This window comes from Pseudomonas mandelii (assembly GCF_006438925.1).
GTDB lineage: Bacteria > Pseudomonadota > Gammaproteobacteria > Pseudomonadales > Pseudomonadaceae > Aquipseudomonas > Aquipseudomonas mandelii_C.
The window spans coordinates 102,708-119,229 of the sequence record NZ_RCZA01000006.1; the positions used below are offsets into that span (position 1 = coordinate 102,708).

General features: G+C 54.7%; 11 protein-coding genes and 1 tRNA gene. 5 read left to right on the forward strand and 7 right to left on the reverse strand.

Going from position 1 to position 16,522, the window contains the following annotated elements; all coding sequences use genetic code 11:
- Positions 1–93: 93 nt before the first annotated feature.
- The 3 genes from EAH74_RS15100 to EAH74_RS15110 are packed head-to-tail and all read left to right on the forward strand — an operon-like array spanning position 94 to position 6,027.
- Entirely contained in the window at positions 94–2,517 is a 2,424-nt protein-coding gene (locus EAH74_RS15100; protein WP_140679582.1) for a TerB N-terminal domain-containing protein, read from the forward strand.
- Positions 2,514–3,809 carry an ATP-binding protein gene (locus EAH74_RS15105; protein ID WP_099549924.1) on the forward strand — a complete coding sequence of 432 codons (1,296 nt, stop codon included), beginning with the start codon at positions 2,514–2,516 and terminating at the stop codon, positions 3,807–3,809. Before EAH74_RS15100 ends, EAH74_RS15105 begins: the two co-directional genes overlap by 4 nt.
- Before the next feature lie 43 nt (positions 3,810–3,852).
- Positions 3,853–6,027, forward strand: coding sequence for a DEAD/DEAH box helicase (locus tag EAH74_RS15110; protein ID WP_193560136.1), 2,175 nt, complete (start codon positions 3,853–3,855; stop codon positions 6,025–6,027).
- A 302-nt stretch (positions 6,028–6,329) separates the two neighbouring features.
- Here the strand turns inward: EAH74_RS15110 and EAH74_RS15115 are convergent, their stop codons facing one another.
- The gene (locus tag EAH74_RS15115; RefSeq protein ID WP_193560135.1) at positions 6,330–6,770 is read right to left on the reverse strand and encodes a hypothetical protein; all 441 of its coding nucleotides are present in this window, start codon (positions 6,768–6,770) and stop codon (positions 6,330–6,332) included.
- 59 nt (positions 6,771–6,829) lie between these two features.
- Here EAH74_RS15115 and EAH74_RS15120 point away from each other — a divergent pair, with 59 nt between their 5' ends.
- Positions 6,830–7,033 (forward strand): hypothetical protein, encoded by a 204-nt coding sequence (locus tag EAH74_RS15120; RefSeq protein WP_140679585.1) that lies wholly within the window; start codon positions 6,830–6,832, stop codon positions 7,031–7,033.
- A 49-nt stretch (positions 7,034–7,082) separates the two neighbouring features.
- Here EAH74_RS15120 and EAH74_RS15125 read toward each other — a convergent pair whose 3' ends face one another.
- Together EAH74_RS15125 and EAH74_RS15130 are read right to left on the reverse strand one after the other, a co-directional pair.
- Positions 7,083–8,135 (reverse strand): hypothetical protein, encoded by a 1,053-nt coding sequence (locus EAH74_RS15125; RefSeq protein WP_140679586.1) that lies wholly within the window; start codon positions 8,133–8,135, stop codon positions 7,083–7,085.
- A 419-nt stretch (positions 8,136–8,554) separates the two neighbouring features.
- Positions 8,555–11,947, reverse strand: coding sequence for a TM0106 family RecB-like putative nuclease (locus EAH74_RS15130; protein ID WP_140679587.1), 3,393 nt, complete (start codon positions 11,945–11,947; stop codon positions 8,555–8,557).
- A gap of 214 nt (positions 11,948–12,161) precedes the next feature.
- On the opposite strand from EAH74_RS15130, the gene EAH74_RS15135 reads away from it, so the two are divergent.
- Entirely contained in the window at positions 12,162–13,067 is a 906-nt protein-coding gene (locus EAH74_RS15135) for a hypothetical protein (protein ID WP_140679588.1), read from the forward strand.
- A gap of 255 nt (positions 13,068–13,322) precedes the next feature.
- On the opposite strand, the gene EAH74_RS15140 is transcribed toward EAH74_RS15135, so the two are convergent.
- The 4 genes from EAH74_RS15140 to pheT form a co-directional block, all read right to left on the reverse strand.
- Positions 13,323–13,399 (reverse strand) — tRNA-Pro (locus tag EAH74_RS15140).
- Between the two features lie 89 nt (positions 13,400–13,488).
- Positions 13,489–13,845, reverse strand: coding sequence for a MerR family transcriptional regulator (locus EAH74_RS15145; protein WP_003179985.1), 357 nt, complete (start codon positions 13,843–13,845; stop codon positions 13,489–13,491).
- The gene (ihfA, locus tag EAH74_RS15150; protein WP_002553164.1) at positions 13,826–14,128 is read right to left on the reverse strand and encodes an integration host factor subunit alpha; all 303 of its coding nucleotides are present in this window, start codon (positions 14,126–14,128) and stop codon (positions 13,826–13,828) included. Before ihfA ends, EAH74_RS15145 begins: the two co-directional genes overlap by 20 nt.
- Before the next feature lie 3 nt (positions 14,129–14,131).
- Positions 14,132–16,513 carry a phenylalanine--tRNA ligase subunit beta gene (gene pheT / locus EAH74_RS15155; protein WP_140679589.1) on the reverse strand — a complete coding sequence of 794 codons (2,382 nt, stop codon included), beginning with the start codon at positions 16,511–16,513 and terminating at the stop codon, positions 14,132–14,134.
- Between the last annotated feature and the right edge of the window lie 9 nt (positions 16,514–16,522).

Below are 16,522 nucleotides of genomic sequence, written 5' to 3' on the forward strand. Positions count from 1 at the left end.
GATCAATAGCGTTCCTCACCCCATGGTTCTCGTAGGGCAAATATCGGATACTGCCATTGCGCCAGCACCCATCTTTCAAGGTTGAAACGACTCATGGCAAGGAAGAAGGCAAAAAACTCCACAGGTAATGGCATCCTGATCATTTTCGTTCTGGCCTTCGGCGCAGTCGCATCGATCCCGAAAAATGCTTGGATCGCCATTGGTGTTATTGCTTGCATTGCCGCGGTTTTTTGGCTGCTGGTTCGTCGCTCAAGGCGACAGGCCGAGCAATTGTCAGTGGCCGTTTCGGAGACGGAACGTCTGCGAGAGCATCAACGGTCAGGCCTCACTTTCTCTATGCGAGAAGTTTCAGGGAGCCATATGGGCACAGAGGAAACCTCTGATTTTTACACTGTCCAACTCGGCTCAGCATCTTCAAAGTCCTTCAAAATTCCAAATGCGAGCACGCAAAAACCTGATGTTCGCTGGGTGCCAGCAGGTGAATCTGTCACCGTTTCCGGTTTTTTAATTCCGGGTGGCATGTTCTATATGGGCAGCGTGCTAGGTGGCCGGCACGATGCCGAAGAACCCTCACTGATAAACCCCAAGCTCCGTATCGCAAAGACACACGTCGATCTAGAAGAACGGCTGATGTCCTATTGGCCTAGTTTTCACTCCATCACGTCAGAGGCTCGCCGTGGATACCTTCAATGGCTGGAGGGCGGCCGTCGTTACCCACTGGCAGACACCGGCTACGTCTTTTTGTATTTCTATGGTCTAGAGCGTCGAGCACTCGTTGACGCAGTGAGTGACCCGGGCGTCAAGGCTGAGCTTCCTTTGTTCGTAGAAGAAGTCCAGCGCCTATTGAGTATCTACGGGGAAAATAGGTCGTTCAGGGGATATGCGGAAGGCTTTCTGGATTACCTGAGCAACACCAAGATCGATCCAGACCTTTACCTTGGCCCACCTCCCAACGTTGTCGCGTATAGCTACGAGATGCCACTGCCACTGCGCGTAGGCCTGGGGCAATTCGCTTCCAACAAGCGCCCCCTTGATGCCGATTGGGCTTTAGCATGGGCGCTAGCTGACCCCAACATCAGCAAACGCACACCCGTGACCCGCTGTAAGGATGTCTTTTCGAGACTATTCAAGCTTAAGTACTCAAGCGCCCATCCTAAGGGTCTTATCCTGGCGCAGAACAAGACCAAGCTTAAAACCAGCTATCGGCCGGCCTCCGCGGTCTTAATGGCGCCCACGCTTAGCTTGAGTGACCTTCCTGATGTCCTGGCCACGTCAGGCACACGAAAAAGCCTGCAGTTGCTGGTTGAGCTATGCACTACCGAGCTTGAACCCTACAGCCGATATTTGGGCCGCAACCCTGATAGCGCAGAAGCTCTCGAAGGTCTTCTGCAGCTTCCCGTCGCTCTCTGGCCGACGGCAGCCCGTACAGAATTGGACGAGCTTCAACTCAGAATTGGCGACGACCTGATTGTCATGAGCTTTGGCGAACTCGCAGGCCGGTTCAAGAGCGCCGGCGCCCTGTCCCGCGACAAAGTACTTGCACTTGCCCGCGCATTGGAATCGCTTCACATCGGTATTGAACCCGACGTACTGGCTGGCAGTAAGACACCGAAGGCAGAGGATCAAATCGCGCTGTTCTTGACTCAACCAGAAGACGGGTCACTGCGAGCTTCTGCAGCTTACAATGCTGCTTCGGTGACGCTCGACCTTGCTAGTGCTGTGGCTTCTGCCGATGGTGATACCTCCACTGAAGAAGTTACGCTGCTTGCTCAACACATCGACTCCTGGAATCACCTGAGTGTGGCCCATCGCAAACGCCTTAAAGCACACCTGCGAATCCAGATCCAGCAACCACCAACGCTGGCCAGCTTAAAGAAAAAACTCGACCCACTAACGGTCGAAGCCAAACGCACGATTGCCAGCTTCCTGGCCCATCTGGCGCAAGCTGATGGCATCGTCAGCCCATTGGAAGTGAAACTTCTTGAGCGCGTTTACAAGGCCCTGCAGCTAGACAGTCAGTTGCTGTACAGCGATCTCCACGGTGCTGCATCTGGAGCAAGTATTGCCTCCGTAAAACCAAAAGCCGGCATTCCTCGTTCCGAGCCTGGTACCCCGATCACCGCCACTGCGAATCAAGGGTTCGTGCTTGATCACGAGCGCATTGCAGAACTGCAACGAGAAACCGCAGAGGTCTCCGCCCTCCTTGCCAAAGTCTTCACTGATGACCAGGTTGACGAACCGGAACAGTTGGTCGATGCGGCAGAATCAGTACAAGAATCGAGTGCAGACATTGATGGTCTCGATTTAGAACACTCTGCATTCCTTCGGTTGCTGATCTCACGCCCTGAGTGGAGCCGCTCCGAACTTGAAGCTGCCGCCAGCGACATGGAGCTGATGCTCGATGGTGCCCTGGAACAAATTAACGACATGGCTTTTGAACGTTTCGACATGCCCGTCACTGAGGGTGATGACCCTGTCGAGATCAATACAGACATTCTGGAAGAGTTAGCCCTATGAGCACTATCAGAGCCAAGGATCGCGATGCGGTCATCCAGTCGCTACGCGCAGGCGTCGTTCCTCGCGTGGGCCAACACCTGATTCAGGTTGGCCGGGTAGGCGAACTAGATGCACTGATCAAGGACGTCAATCGCCTGGTTGAAAGTGGATCGGCATTTCGAGTCGTCATTGGCGAGTACGGTGCGGGCAAGACGTTTTTTCTGAACCTGGTACGAGCCATTGCCATGGAGCGCAAGCTTGTCACCATGCATGCCGACTTGAACCCAGATCGCAGATTACATGCCACGGGTGGACAAGCACGTTCGCTTTACTCCGAGTTGGCTAAAAACATGTCGACGCGTACGAAGCCCGACGGTGGGGCTATGCAAGGCATTGTTGAGAAATTCATCTCTCAGGCCAAAACCGAAGCCAAGGCGGCGGGTACGGACAGCGAGACTGTTATTCGTGCTCACTTGGCCGAGCTGACCGAGATGGTCAACGGGTATGATTTTGCGGAGGTGATTGCCGCCTATTGCCGAGGTTTCGAAGAAGGCAACGAGCAGCTCAAGGCCGACGCCATCCGTTGGTTGCGTGGAGAGTTCACCACTAAGACTGATGCCCGAGCAGCCTTGGGCGTACGAACCATCATTGATGATGCCTCCGTCTACGATCAGCTCAAGCTCCTGTCGAGATTCGTCAGACTTGCAGGTTTTGGCGGTCTGATGATCTGCCTCGACGAACTGGTCAACCTCTACAAACTGGCCAATACCCAAGCTCGTAATGCCAATTACGAACAGATCCTCCGTATTCTCAACGACTCTCTACAGGGATCGTCCGAAGGGCTTGGTTTCGTTTTAGGTGGCACGCCTGAGTTTTTGATGGACACTCGTCGGGGGCTATTCAGCTACCCTGCCCTGCAATCTCGATTGGCCGAGAACTCGTTTGCGAAATCAGGATTGGTGGATCTGTCGGGGCCGGTTATTCGCCTGACCAGCCTGACCCCGGAAGACTTCTACGTACTGCTTCAGAAACTTCGTCACGTATACGCTGGCGGAGATGCTGAAAAGTACTTACTGCCTGACGAGGCGCTCCCACTGTTTATGGCGCATTGTAATCAGCGCCTGGGGGAAGCCTACTTCCGTACACCGCGCACCACGATCACAGCGTTCATCAACCTGCTAGCCATCTTAGAGCAAAACCCAGGTGCCGATTGGCGGATGCTGCTTGGAGCTGTCGAGGTCGCAAGGGACTCAGGCGGCGAAGACGATACCAAAGTCGATGCGGACGATGAACTTGCCACCTTCACACTCTGAGTCATCGGGTTTCGATCAACTTGAGTCCCGAATCCAGCGATGGATTTGGGCGGAAGGCTGGACTTCCTTGCGCGACGCCCAGGAATGGGCGGTACCTGTTCTGGTGGATGCCGATCAGGATGTCATCATCGCCGCAGCAACAGCGGCAGGCAAAACCGAGGCTGCTTTTCTTCCCATACTCACCAATTTGCTGAATCGTGATGATCCACCCGGTTCGGTGCTGTATATCAGCCCGCTCAAGGCCCTGATCAACGACCAGTGGGACAGGTTAAGCCGTCTTTGTGAGCAGCTTGAGATTCCCGTAGTGGCTTGGCACGGGGATATCTCCTCAAGCAAAAAACATCGCTTTTTGAAGTCCCCTGAGGGGGTGCTTCTGATCACTCCTGAATCCCTTGAAGCCCTGTTCGTCAACCGCGGTTCTAGTCTTGGCGGGGTGTTCCAGCACCTGCGTTATATCGTCGTGGATGAGCTGCATGCGTTCATCGGTAGCGAACGAGGCAAGCAACTTCAGTCGCTAATGCATCGGGTAGAACTTGTTGCCGGCCACCGTCTCCCTAGAGTCGGGCTCTCAGCCACCCTCGGCGATATGAAGATGGCGTCGGAGTTTTTGCGTCCGGGAAATGCCGATGGCGTTACCGTCATTGAATCAAAAAGCTCCAACCAGACTCTCCAGGTGCAAGTTCGTGGTTACATTCAGCCACCCATGAGCGAGCTCAAGAAGAAGCCCGTAAAGCTCTCTGACCAGGCGGAAAATGAAGACGAGACAGAGAACGAGGCAGGCCCAGACTTCGCGATCGCCGATCATCTTTACAAAGTGTTACGCGGCAGTAACAACCTGATTTTCCCAAACAGCCGGTCTCAGGTTGAATGGTACGCAGATCAATTGCGACGGCGCTGCGAGAAAGACGGCGTGCCTAACGAATTCTGGCCTCATCACGGTAGCCTTTCGAAGGACTTACGTGAGCAAGCAGAGCATGCTCTCAAGGCAGGGACTCATGCAGCATCCGCGATTTGCACCACGACGCTTGAGCTCGGCATAGACATCGGCAGCATCAAAACAGTCGTGCAGATTGGTGCCCCACCATCGGTGGCGAGTCTGCGACAACGTCTAGGGCGATCGGGAAGGCGCCCAGGAGAAAAAGCAACGCTGCGCGTTTACTGCAAGGAATCGCCACTCAAAGATGGATCGAGCCTCTCGGATCAACTGCGCCAAGGCTTGGTTCAAACCATTGCCATGGTTCGACTGCTGGCCAAGGGGTGGTTTGAACCTCCCAGGGCTCAAGGCATTCACGCGTCCACCCTCGTTCAACAGTGTCTTTCAGTGATTGCCCAGTGCGGCGGTGCATCTGCTGCAGATCTCTGGAAAAGTTTGGTTGCTGAGGGAGCATTTCCAAAAGTTGAGAAACCAGACTTTGTGAAGTTGCTCAAGGCGCTCGGCGAGCACGAGCTCATTGTTCAGGACAGCTCAGGGTTGCTGCTTCCTGGGACGGTTGGAGAGCGATTGATCAACCACTATGAGTTCTACAGCGCATTCACCAGCGACGAAGAATTTCGCCTTGTATGCGATGGTAGGGCACTGGGATCTGTGCCGGTAAGCCGTCCACTGACCAAGGATCAGCGCATTATTTTCGGAGGCCGGAGGTGGCAGGTTCGTGATGTTGATCTCCAGGCCAAAGTCATCATCGTTTCAGCAGCACGCGGTGGTGCCCCTCCTCAGTTCGATGGTCTGGGTGCGATGGTGCATGACAACGTACGCCAAGAAATGCGAGCCGTCTTGGCAGACACAATCCCCTGCCCCTTTATTGATCAAGGGGCTCAAGAGCTTCTCGACGAGGCTCGAAAGACATTTGTTTCGCTGGGCCTTGGTAAGCGCTACATAGTTGAGTCGGGCGGTAAATGTTATCTGATGAGCTGGCTAGGTGATCATGCCAACGATGCACTGCGCTTGTTACTCAATCATGTCGGCCTTTCTTGTGATAACGCAGGCCTTACCATTGAGGTTGACGCCGACATCGGTCGAACCCAAATGGCACTGAAGGAAGTCGGAAGCCTGGATGCTGCTGATCTAGACTCGATACTTTCGGAGGTGGAAAACATGCTGCGCGAAAAGTGGGATTGGGCACTGCCGCAATCCTTGCTGATGAAGTCGTTTGCTTCCATATCGCTCGATATCTCGACCGCAATTCTTTTTGCACAGAGTCATTCTCTGGAAAAATAAGTGGAAGAAACCGCACTGCATTGCGCCGAAGCGACTACACGCGAACACGCTGACGTCCCGCCACTGGGCTGGTGATGAGTGATCATTACCAGCCTAGCCTTGCGTAATTCTGAGCCTGTTAACACGGCTCAGAAACCACATGTCGACGACAAGCCCTAACGTCGAACTTCAACCTTGTAGAACAAATTTTCTATCATCAGGCGGCGCCGATCGGACATCACTGCCCCTTGAATTTGACTCGCCAGTCGCACCTAGAATTTACACTCTCGTTGATTGGCTAAATCAGAGATGGGGCGTGCCGCCTAAAGAAAGTCCTCATACGTGCGAGTGGTGTTTGCCATCAGAGCGAAGAAATTCGGGAGCGCTTCAGCATCTGCCTGTCGTGTTGGCGGCCAGGCCGGTTCAAAGCTCAGTGAGTCCTCCTTCAAGTACACCGTGAGGAACATTTCTGCTTTGCCGGCTTCGTTCGCCCAGCAAGGCGGCAGATCGCCTCCCTTGCCCTTGTTCAGCTTGTTTTGTAAAAACTGAACCTGCCCTTTCAGGCCACTGTTGGTTTTCTGCAACGTCGTCGGATTTGCACCTTGTTTCTCGGCTTGGGCATAAGCTTCAGCGTTCTTCACAATGTCTGAAATCTGCTCCGAAGTCGGAACGCCTTCTTGCCCTAACGCGGTCTTCAACAATTGCTCAGTTGCCTTGAGCAGGCTCCCCCTCCAATATCGATTTAGTAGAATCACAGTGTGCACGGACCACGCCTTATATTGATAAACGCAACACCGATGGATAAAAGGACGTCGAGAGCATCATGACGACAGGGCGTGACTACGGGGCGGGCGATATCAAACAGGCCATTTATGACTTCCGCGGCAGTGACAGCGCCTTGATGCAGGCCATCCTCAAGTCACTTCCACAACTCGGCACCTTGACGGCGCGGGTGCGGGAGTTGATCGAGTCGTTACTCTCTGATGAAGTCGTCGGTGGCACTGCCGTGATATTGGCCGGCGCGTAGTTCACCAAACTAATTCCCGTCCTGAGCAATCAGGACCGGCGCTGGCAGTTCAGTCCAATCGGATATCCAACCCAAGCCCCGGCAGGCACCATTCCTGCCAACTTTCGTCTACGGCCGCACGCTCTTCAGCGTTGGCACAAAAATCCTTGGCCAACTCGAACAACGCCGCCACTCGCTGCCGGCGCTGCTCCGTGGTCATCTCGCCTCTGATCCCAACGGTCTGTACAGTCTGGAGAATTTTCGTGCATTGGGCCTCATCCAATCCCTCCGGAAAGATGGAAAAGCACGTTTTCTGACTGACATGCAGCAGCGGTGGCAGTACGCGCAGGATCAATCGGTGCAGTACTTTATCGCCCGTGACCACTGCAGGTGTGCCAATAAATGAATAACCCTGCTGGCGTAGCGTCGGCAGTATCAACCATAGGTTCAAATCCCCCGCCCGGTTGCGCAGGTACGGCACTGTGATGTGGCTGCCCTCAACCTTTTGTCCCGACTGGAAAGCCAGGAAGGAATCCAGATACGAGTAGGCAGGCTTCGTATCCCCGTCGAGTTTGAGCGCCTGCTGACTTTTCAGCACAACCCCTAAGGCAGTCAACATAAGGCTGGAAGTGAAGCGCGGAATATCAGCCTGGCCAATTCGATCAAGCTCAGCCAGCGCCGTATCCACCGGCATCTTCCTCGACAGCAATGATTTCATGATCACCACATAGGGAAAAATGAGGCTGAACTGCGTCTTCAGTGCCGCTTCATTCCTGCGTAAAAGGGCCACTTGTTGCTCGGCGAAATTCGCTCGAAAGTTAAAGCCCAAATCGCACAAGGTTTGGGTCATCGCGTCTATTCGGGTAATCGGGTCAGCGCGAAGCTTTGGATTGGAAAACCACTGTTCCATCAGCGCCGGCAACGGATTCAGAATGGACTGGTCTCGGACGTGCTGCGGCAGCTGGCGCGCCCAATCCACTTTACTCAGGGCATTGGTGTCCAGAAATAGCTCATAGGGGCCATCGCCTTTCTTTGCATTCAGAAACGGCCACACCACTGCGCAACCACTTGGTGTGAGCACGCATCGTTCGTCATAAGGCACAGCGATATTAAGTTGCTGCATTGGAACACGAACCTCATCGCATTACTGTTTTTGAAGCCCTAAATCTTATAAGTGACAGGCTACCCTTGTATGGCATCGTTCAAACGCATCCGCTGATTGATGATTGCGTCTAACAACTGTATTCCGGCCGGCGTATTTATCCGCCCTGCACCGGCGGGGATACTGCTCCACTGTCGCCTTTCGGATAAACGCTCATGACGAAGTCTGATTTCGCCGCCTCGTCCTGGACCGCAGGGGCAGGCATCGACGCAGAGATCTCGCTCTCTTCGATCTGGCCATCGACAGCAAGCTTCGAGCCTGCGACTTAATGAAGCCCAAGCTCCGCGTGCGCGATGTCGCTCCTGGCGAGTACATATCATCACGAGCCATGGTGATGCAGCAGAAAACGCAGCGGCCGTCAGGATTACTAACTCCTTTTTCTATATTTTCGTCGCAAGTTCATCGTAACGGCAGAAAGCATTGGCAAGTTGCATCTGGCGGGGCGTTCGGCATTGAGCCTCAAACAAAGTAGGCGACGCAACGAGTACACAAACACATTTTGCACGTGATGTAGCGACATTCAGTCGGTTTAGGCTGTAGAGAAACTCCATTCCACGCGGTGCATCGACGTAACTTGATGTTGTCATCGAGTAAATAACGATCGGCGCCTCCTGTCCTTGGAATTTGTCGACAGTTCCGATCCGAGCTCCCGGAATGCGGTCCTGCAGCTCGAACACCTGCGCATTATAGGGAGCAATGATTAATATATCTTGAAGCGATATCAGTCGCTCAACACCATGCCTGTCGATCCAGGTAGTGCCTGACGCAAGGATTTCCTCCACGAGCGTTCGAACGCAATCAGCCTCTTCCGGCGATGAACTCTGATTGCCTTCAGAAACGACTGCAACATAGCGGAGGCCTGAACCATTGAGGCGTCCGGGTGAGCGAATTGCTTGAGTCTCCAATCCTGGGCGAGGATGAAGACGCCCCTCGTAGAATAGTTCGGACGTATAGGAGCAGATGTCCGGATGAAGACGCCATGTCTCCGCAAGAAAAAGTCCTCGGTCAGACGCAATCGTCTGCTCTTCACCAAGAATATGATGCAGAGCTGAAACATCAGTGCCTTCTGGATGACTACCCTGCATCGGCTGATCGAGTTGTTGCGGATCGCCTAGCAACACAACGCTATTCGCCGCTTGTGATACAGCAATTACATTCGCAAGCGCCATTTGCGCCGCTTCATCAATAAACAGCACATCTACGGAGTGCGCTGCATCAGGCGACGCCCACAGCCAAGCAGTCCCTCCTGCCACATTTGCTCTGCTGCCGATGGCATTTAGCAAATCAGCATTACTTCTTACAAATCGCAATCGCTGCTGATCTGGTTCCATCTCCGAAGGTTTTTGAAAGCAGCAAACATCAATTTCCATTTCTTCAGAAGCCTTCACTACTCCATCGAGAAGGTTGCGGATGACCTTGTGACTATTGGCAGTCACTCCAACAGTCTTCCCGGCTTGTACCAGAGAACAGATCATGCGTGAGCCTGTGTGCGTCTTGCCGGCACCTGGCGGCCCTTGAATTGGAAGCAGTCCACTTTCGATATGTGCCGCAACACGGAGTGCGGCATCGAGGACAGGCTCACCTTCATGCTGGATCGGTTGATTGCCTATACGAGGGGGCAGGCGCATCAGAAGATCACGAGCGGCCTGAAAGGGTCCGCCTCCCTCCATCCCATTAGCAACGACATGTTCGCCGATGCGAACAAGCGCATTGGCGAGGACAGTAGTATTAATAACTGCGTGGGAAAAAACTGCCTCAGGATGAATATTTTCACTGTCCCCTCTTTTCTTAATATCGACCCAACGGTCATCCAGAGAAATTGCGTCGACGCTGCCTAGCTTCCTGCCTCCTAAAGTGTGCAAATCCTCACTGCCGCGCATCTCCGTTTCTTGAGGAGGGAAGCTGTAGCGATGAATGGGGGCCTTAGCGGTTCCCCCGTTCACGCCCACAAATGTTAGACCTGAAAGTCCAGCTCGCTCGTCGAGCAAATCTTCTGCCATAAGGTCGGAAAGGCGGAAATACTCCCACCAAAGCGCTTTCTGTTCTCTGCGGTGCCAGTCGAGCGAATGCGCGAGAATCCATCGAGCATGCTCCTCGGCCGTGCGCTCCGCCGCATCAGTAGAAACCCCGTCCGTCAACCGTTCGATAAGCCCATTGATCCTCTCTTGCCATTCACCAAGGGCCTCGCTTGGCAAGCTCTCAGGCACTTCCGGTCGGGGAATGATATTGCCAACATTGATCAAATTGGTGCGCCGTATTTCTAACCAGTCCCGAAGGCGCCATGTAGATACGCAGTCATCTCGGTTGTATCCAGTCACAACATAACGATCAGCATCACTGATGAATGCTAAATCTCCCAGCTCAAGACATGCTTGAACCTTAGCAAGGGCCATGTTTGCTTCTGAAAGCGCTGTATCTCGGATGAAACCATATAAGGGCTCAAGCTTTTTGATCGAGTAACTTTCCACGCTCGCTCGTAGCCCATTTCGTATCACGCTGTAAAGGTCAACAAAGCGTTTAGAGCGCAAAAGGGCATCAATCTCTTCCTCACGACTTGCATGCCGCCCCATCAACCGTTTTAGAGCAGCCGGCTCATAGGGTGCGAAATGGTAAATGTGCAGATCCGGGTATTGCTCCTGTCGAGCGATGACGAAATCGATGAAACGCTCGAAATTCAGTTTTTCCTCCTCACGAGATAGCGCCCAGTCAGCCGTGTAAGCGATGCCATTGTCACCATCAATAAAAGTATAACCAAACAGGTACTCAAGGCCGCCTTCCCCAGCAAATGGATCGCCCTCCAGATCGAAGAAGATATCCCCGACTGAGGGTTCGGGGAGGCTCGCTAAACCGAATCCTTCCGTCACAGGTAAAAGTTCGTGAAGCACGTTCCCTGCGTCGCGTCCCTCGACCTGAATGCGCGCCTGCTCTCGTACCCGCTCGTACGAATGTACTGCCCCGCGCGAAGGCCTCCATGGAAGCGGAACCGGCATTGCTGCTAGATCCGTCATGGTTTCTATGCCGTGCCGTCTTAACTCATCGATATGGACTTTGGTGATCCCGGCCACAAGCGAGGGATGGTCATCCTCTCGACGTTTACGGTCGCAACGACTCTGCCAACGACAGATGTCGCAATGCTCCTTCGGTTCAGGATAGATCACCTCCCCCGCGTGCTCGATAGCAGCTACAAGGCTGCTTTTGACTCGTCGAAAGTACGCTGCGTAATCGTCCATTCGATACATCTGTGGCTCATACCCGGACCATGGGGCAACCACATAGCTATGTGTCGGGCAACCCCCTTGGATGGTGCCGACTAGATCGGCGTACAAGCAAAGCTGCAAGACAGTTCCACCTTTCGTCTCACGAGCAAGCTTGGTATCGATCACCTCATAAGACCATGCTCCAAGATCGCTCTCGGCCTCTACTCGCCTGAGGACATCCGTGCGACCGACCCAACCATTCGCGCGAAACGCGCCTTGTACTATGATCTCATCCCCAGCGAGCATGGCGCTCCTTGTGCGCTCAACCGATTCGTCATCAACTCCGATACCGTCAATGATTGTCACGGATAGCCCCTGGGATCGTAGGTGCTCGACAAAGCTTTGTTCATGTCGTGCGCCACGCTCCCAAAGAATCTGCAGCAATGGGTCCCAGATAGCAGGGCGTTCTAGCTCGCCATTTGCCACAGCTAAGTCAAGGCTCGTTAAGTGCCGGCAGTTAAGATGTCCAACCAAGTCAGAAGCACTAAGAAAAATCGAATCGCCTAGCCTTTGCATTTGATTCCGACCTCATCAAAAGTCCATTCAGATGCTCTGTCGTCCAAATGCCAGCTCTAGTGACTTTTAGGATTAGCCAAAGCGAATGCCCGCTCGTCGAGTGTAGTCAATAGTGAAAGATCCACTGTGGATCGAAAAACAGGCACTCAAACATACCCCGTCGTGCGCTACCTTAGAGCTTCATACTCATCACGACGCGACTAGGAACCATGGAATGAATCGCAAGCAGTTTCTCGAGCAACCGGACGTGCTCGGCCTCATCGACTGGCTAATCGAAAACCTCCCCACTCTGCCAGTGCATCTGAAGGTCGCGCGCAGCAGGTTCGTGCGCAAAGCGATCGACTGCAAGGTTCAAGGTATCGAAGCGGTTCAGGCGGAATACCAGTGGGGCGGGAACTGGGAGACGGTCAAGGTGGAGCTGCGCCGGCTGCGCATTCGCTTGCGCCTTGCGGTTCGAGCCCGCGATGAGTTCGCCACGCATGGGGCCTGCGAAGCGATCCTAGCGTGGGGAAATGTCGATGGCGCCGTCGGATTCCTCAAGGAGCAAATGCACGACAAGAACTTGGTGAATTACCTAAAGCGGTGCCAGGCGCTTCTCGCGCTGGACCGCACGCAGCAGCTCAGCCACCTCACCAAGCAGAACATCCTAAGATTCGACTCGGGCATGACTAAGATCCATGCCCTGCTCGACACCACTGGCTCTCCCATCTATGACGGCCGGGTCGGTGCCGCCATCGCGCTGCTCTACCACCTGTACCGCCAAGGCACCGGCACCACTGCGCCGCAGACACTGGACTTCGCCTGGGGGCCAGGGATCGGCGACCAGATTCGAAACCCAAAACACTTAAAGCTTGGCTACAACGGTACACCGCAACTCTCCACCACCAGTCGCCACCTTTGGGCACGGCGCCAGCTCCAATTAGGTTGGATCATCCGCGCGGTACTAGAAGGGTCCGAACTATTCGCCAAGCAGCCCCAGCTGGTAGACCGCTGCCACGCCTTTGAAGCTGGATTGTTCATGATGGGCTATGACCTACGCAGTCTAGTCCCCGACGGCTATACGATCCCAGTGCCGCCCAAGCCTAACTACCGGGTACGCAGGATGACCCGAGCGACCTGAGATAAACAAACTGATGGTTACCTGTATGTAGTTCTCAATAAGCAAGAAAATAGTCTTAAACACTCAAAAATGTCAGGACCTGAAGAGAAAGACCAAACAACATTGGTAAAGAGACCACGCGTGAGCGCCAAGGCCTGCGTCCGCCCACGCGAAAGCCGTGAGGATTCCACCCAGAGCCGGAGGTTTTGTGGGGGTAAAAACAACCAAAAATAAAAAAGGGTCGCGAGATAAAATCTCGCAACCCTTTGAATTATATGGTCGGGACGGAGTGATTCGAACACTCGACCCCTAGCACCCCATGCTAGTGCGCTACCGGACTGCGCTACGCCCCGACTAGGCGTGAAACCCGTTCCTCTTCTCGAAGAACGCTCAAGAATATATCGCAAGCTTTTGAAAACTGGAAGTATTTAAAAGCAGGAATTTATTTCTTGAGTACCACCAGAACATCCTCCAGCTCGGCGATCATCTGGCGGATCATTTGCTTGTATTGGGTCGTGTCGTCTTTGGCTTCATCGCCGGACAAACGCAAGCGTGCGCCGCCGATGGTGAACCCCTGATCATAAAGAAGCGCGCGGATCTGCCGGATCATCAGCACGTCTTGTCGCTGATAATACCGGCGGTTTCCGCGGCGTTTGACGGGGTTGAGTTGAGGAAACTCCTGCTCCCAGTAGCGCAGCACGTGTGGTTTTACCGCACACAGCTCGCTGACTTCACCAATGGTGAAGTAGCGTTTGCCTGGGATGACGGGAAGTTCGTCGTTATGACTTGGTTCCAGCATAAGCCTCAACTCGGGCCTTCAACTTCTGCCCTGGACGAAAGGTGACCACACGGCGAGCCGTGATCGGGATTTCTTCACCCGTTTTCGGATTGCGGCCAGGCCGCTGGCGTTTGTCCCGAAGGTCGAAATTGCCGAAACCGGACAATTTGACTTGTTCGTTGTCTTCAAGAGCGTGCCTGATTTCTTCAAAAAACAGTTCGACCAATTCCTTGGCTTCCCGTTTATTCAGGCCCAGCTCTTCATACAGACGTTCCGCCATCTCAGCTTTCGTCAGAGCCCCCATACGTCACTTCCTTAACGTGGCGTTCAACCTTTGTTCGAGCGAGGTGAGGATGTTTTGCGTCGTGGTATTCACCTCATCGTCATTAAGAGTGCGCGATGGATGCTGCCAGGTCAAGCCGACTGCAAGGCTTTTTCTATCAGGATCAATGCCTTTACCCTGATACACGTCAAATAGCCTGAGGTCTGTCAGCCATTCGCCTGCATTTTCACGGATTACGTCCAGTACAGCACTGGCCGCGACGTCCTTGGCCGCAATCAGTGCCAGGTCACGACGCACTTCAGGAAAACGCGATAACTCCTGGAATTTAGGCATTTTACCCAATGCCACTTCGGCCAGAACCAGCTCGAAAACGAAGACCGGACGGTCGAGACCGAGGGTTTTCGACAATTCAGGGTGAATAGCGCCGACGAAACCGACCAGGCGACCTTCACGTTCGATGCGTGCGGTTTGACCCGGGTGCAACGCTGGGTGTTTGCCCGGGGCGAAAGTGAACGAATCCAGTGCACCGGCAAAGCCCAGCACCGCTTCTACGTCGGCTTTGATGTCGAAGAAGTCCACGACATCGCGACCTTGCGCCCAGCCTTCCGGCAGGCGGCTACCGCAAACAACACCCGCCAGCATCGGCTCTTGCTTCAAGCCATCTAATTGACCAACGAAACGCAGACCACTTTCAAACAGACGGACACGATCCTGTTGACGGTTCAGGTTGTGCTGAAGTGCCTTGACCAGGCCTGGCCACAAGGACGAGCGCATGGCGGCCATATCGTTGGAGATAGGGTTGGCCAGCAACAGCGGTTCAACACCCGGATTAAACAATTCGAACTGTTTCGGATCGATGAAGCTGTACGTGATAGCTTCCTGATAACCACGAGCCACCAGCAGGCGACGCAGCTCAGGCAGATCGCTACGCGCCTCAGCCTTGGCCTGCGGCGCCAAGCGGGCCTGCGGGTAACGCACCGGCAGACGGTTGTAGCCATACAGACGGGCCAGCTCTTCGATCAGGTCGACTTCCAGGCTGATGTCGAAGCGATGACTCGGCACTTCTACGCGCCACTGCCCTGCCCCATCGGCGGAAACCTTCAGGTCCAGGCCGTTGAGCAGACGCTCGACTTCCGCCGAATCCATTTCCATACCCAGCATCTGAGTGATGCGCGCCGCACGCAGAGTGACCGGTGCAATTTTTGGCAGGTGTTGTTCGCTGACGGTTTCGATGATCGGGCCGGCTTCGCCGCCGGTGATTTCCAGCAGCAGGCCGGTGGCGCGCTCCATCGCTTCACGGGCCAGTTGCCAATCCACGCCACGCTCGTAACGGTGCGAGGCGTCGGTATGCAGGCCGTAGGAACGAGCCTTGCCAGCAACAGCAATCTGGTCGAAGAAGGCGCTTTCGAGGAATACATCGCGAGTGGTCGCGGTGTTGACGCCACTGTGCTCGCCACCCATGACGCCGGCGATGGCCAGGGCGCGGGTGTGGTCGGCAATCACCAGCGTATCGCTACGCAGGCTGACTTCCTGACCGTCGAGCAGTACCAGCTTCTCGCCTTCTTCAGCCATGCGCACGCGAATGCCGCCATTGATTTCGGCGAGATCAAATGCATGCAATGGTTGACCCAGTTCCAGCATCACGTAGTTGGTGATGTCGACGGCAGCGTCGATGCTGCGCACGTCACCACGACGCAGACGCTCGACCATCCACAGCGGCGTTGGCTTGGACAAGTCAACGTTACGGATCACACGACCCAGGTAACGCGGGCAAGCGGCTGGCGCCAGCACTTCGATCGAACGCACTTCGTCGTGCACGGCTGGCACGACAGCAACCACCGGGCGGGTGACTTCGGTGCCGTAGAGCGCGCCGACTTCACGGGCCAGACCGGCCAGGGACAGACAATCGCCGCGGTTCGGGGTCAGGTCGACCTCGATGCTGGCGTCGTCCAGGCTCAGGTATTCACGAATGTCCTGACCGACCGGCGCATCGGCCGGCAATTCCATCAGGCCATCGTTGCCTTCGCCGACTTGTAGCTCGGCTTGCGAGCACAGCATGCCGTTGGACTCAACGCCACGCAGCTTGGCTTTCTTGATTTTGAAGTCGCCTGGCAGTTCGGCACCGATCATGGCGAACGGGATCTTCAGGCCCGGACGCACGTTAGGTGCACCGCAAACGACCTGGAAGGTCTCCGTCCCATTGCTGACCTGGCAAACGCGCAACTTGTCAGCGTCCGGGTGCGGTTCGGTGCTCAGCACCTCGCCCACCACCACACCGGTGAATTCGCCGGCGGCCAGCGTAACGCTATCGACCTCAAGACCGGCCATCGACAGACGAGCAACCAGCTCGTCACGACTTACCTGCGGGCTTACCCAGCCACGCAGCCATTGTTCACTGAATTTCATCCTGCTCTC

Bases quoted from the DNA above. Each gene is read 5' to 3' on its own strand.
- EAH74_RS15100 (WP_140679582.1), top strand. From the start codon at position 94: ATGGCAAGGAAGAAGGCAAAAAACTCCACAGGTAATGGCATCCTGATC.
- EAH74_RS15105 (WP_099549924.1), top strand. From the start codon at position 2,514: ATGAGCACTATCAGAGCCAAGGATCGCGATGCGGTCATCCAGTCGCTA.
- EAH74_RS15120 (WP_140679585.1), top strand. From the start codon at position 6,830: ATGACGACAGGGCGTGACTACGGGGCGGGCGATATCAAACAGGCCATT.
- EAH74_RS15125 (WP_140679586.1), bottom strand. From the start codon at position 8,135: ATGCAGCAACTTAATATCGCTGTGCCTTATGACGAACGATGCGTGCTC.
- EAH74_RS15130 (WP_140679587.1), bottom strand. From the start codon at position 11,947: ATGCAAAGGCTAGGCGATTCGATTTTTCTTAGTGCTTCTGACTTGGTT.
- EAH74_RS15135 (WP_140679588.1), top strand. From the start codon at position 12,162: ATGAATCGCAAGCAGTTTCTCGAGCAACCGGACGTGCTCGGCCTCATC.
- EAH74_RS15145 (WP_003179985.1), bottom strand. From the start codon at position 13,845: ATGCTGGAACCAAGTCATAACGACGAACTTCCCGTCATCCCAGGCAAA.
- ihfA (WP_002553164.1), bottom strand. From the start codon at position 14,128: ATGGGGGCTCTGACGAAAGCTGAGATGGCGGAACGTCTGTATGAAGAG.
- pheT (WP_140679589.1), bottom strand. From the start codon at position 16,513: ATGAAATTCAGTGAACAATGGCTGCGTGGCTGGGTAAGCCCGCAGGTA.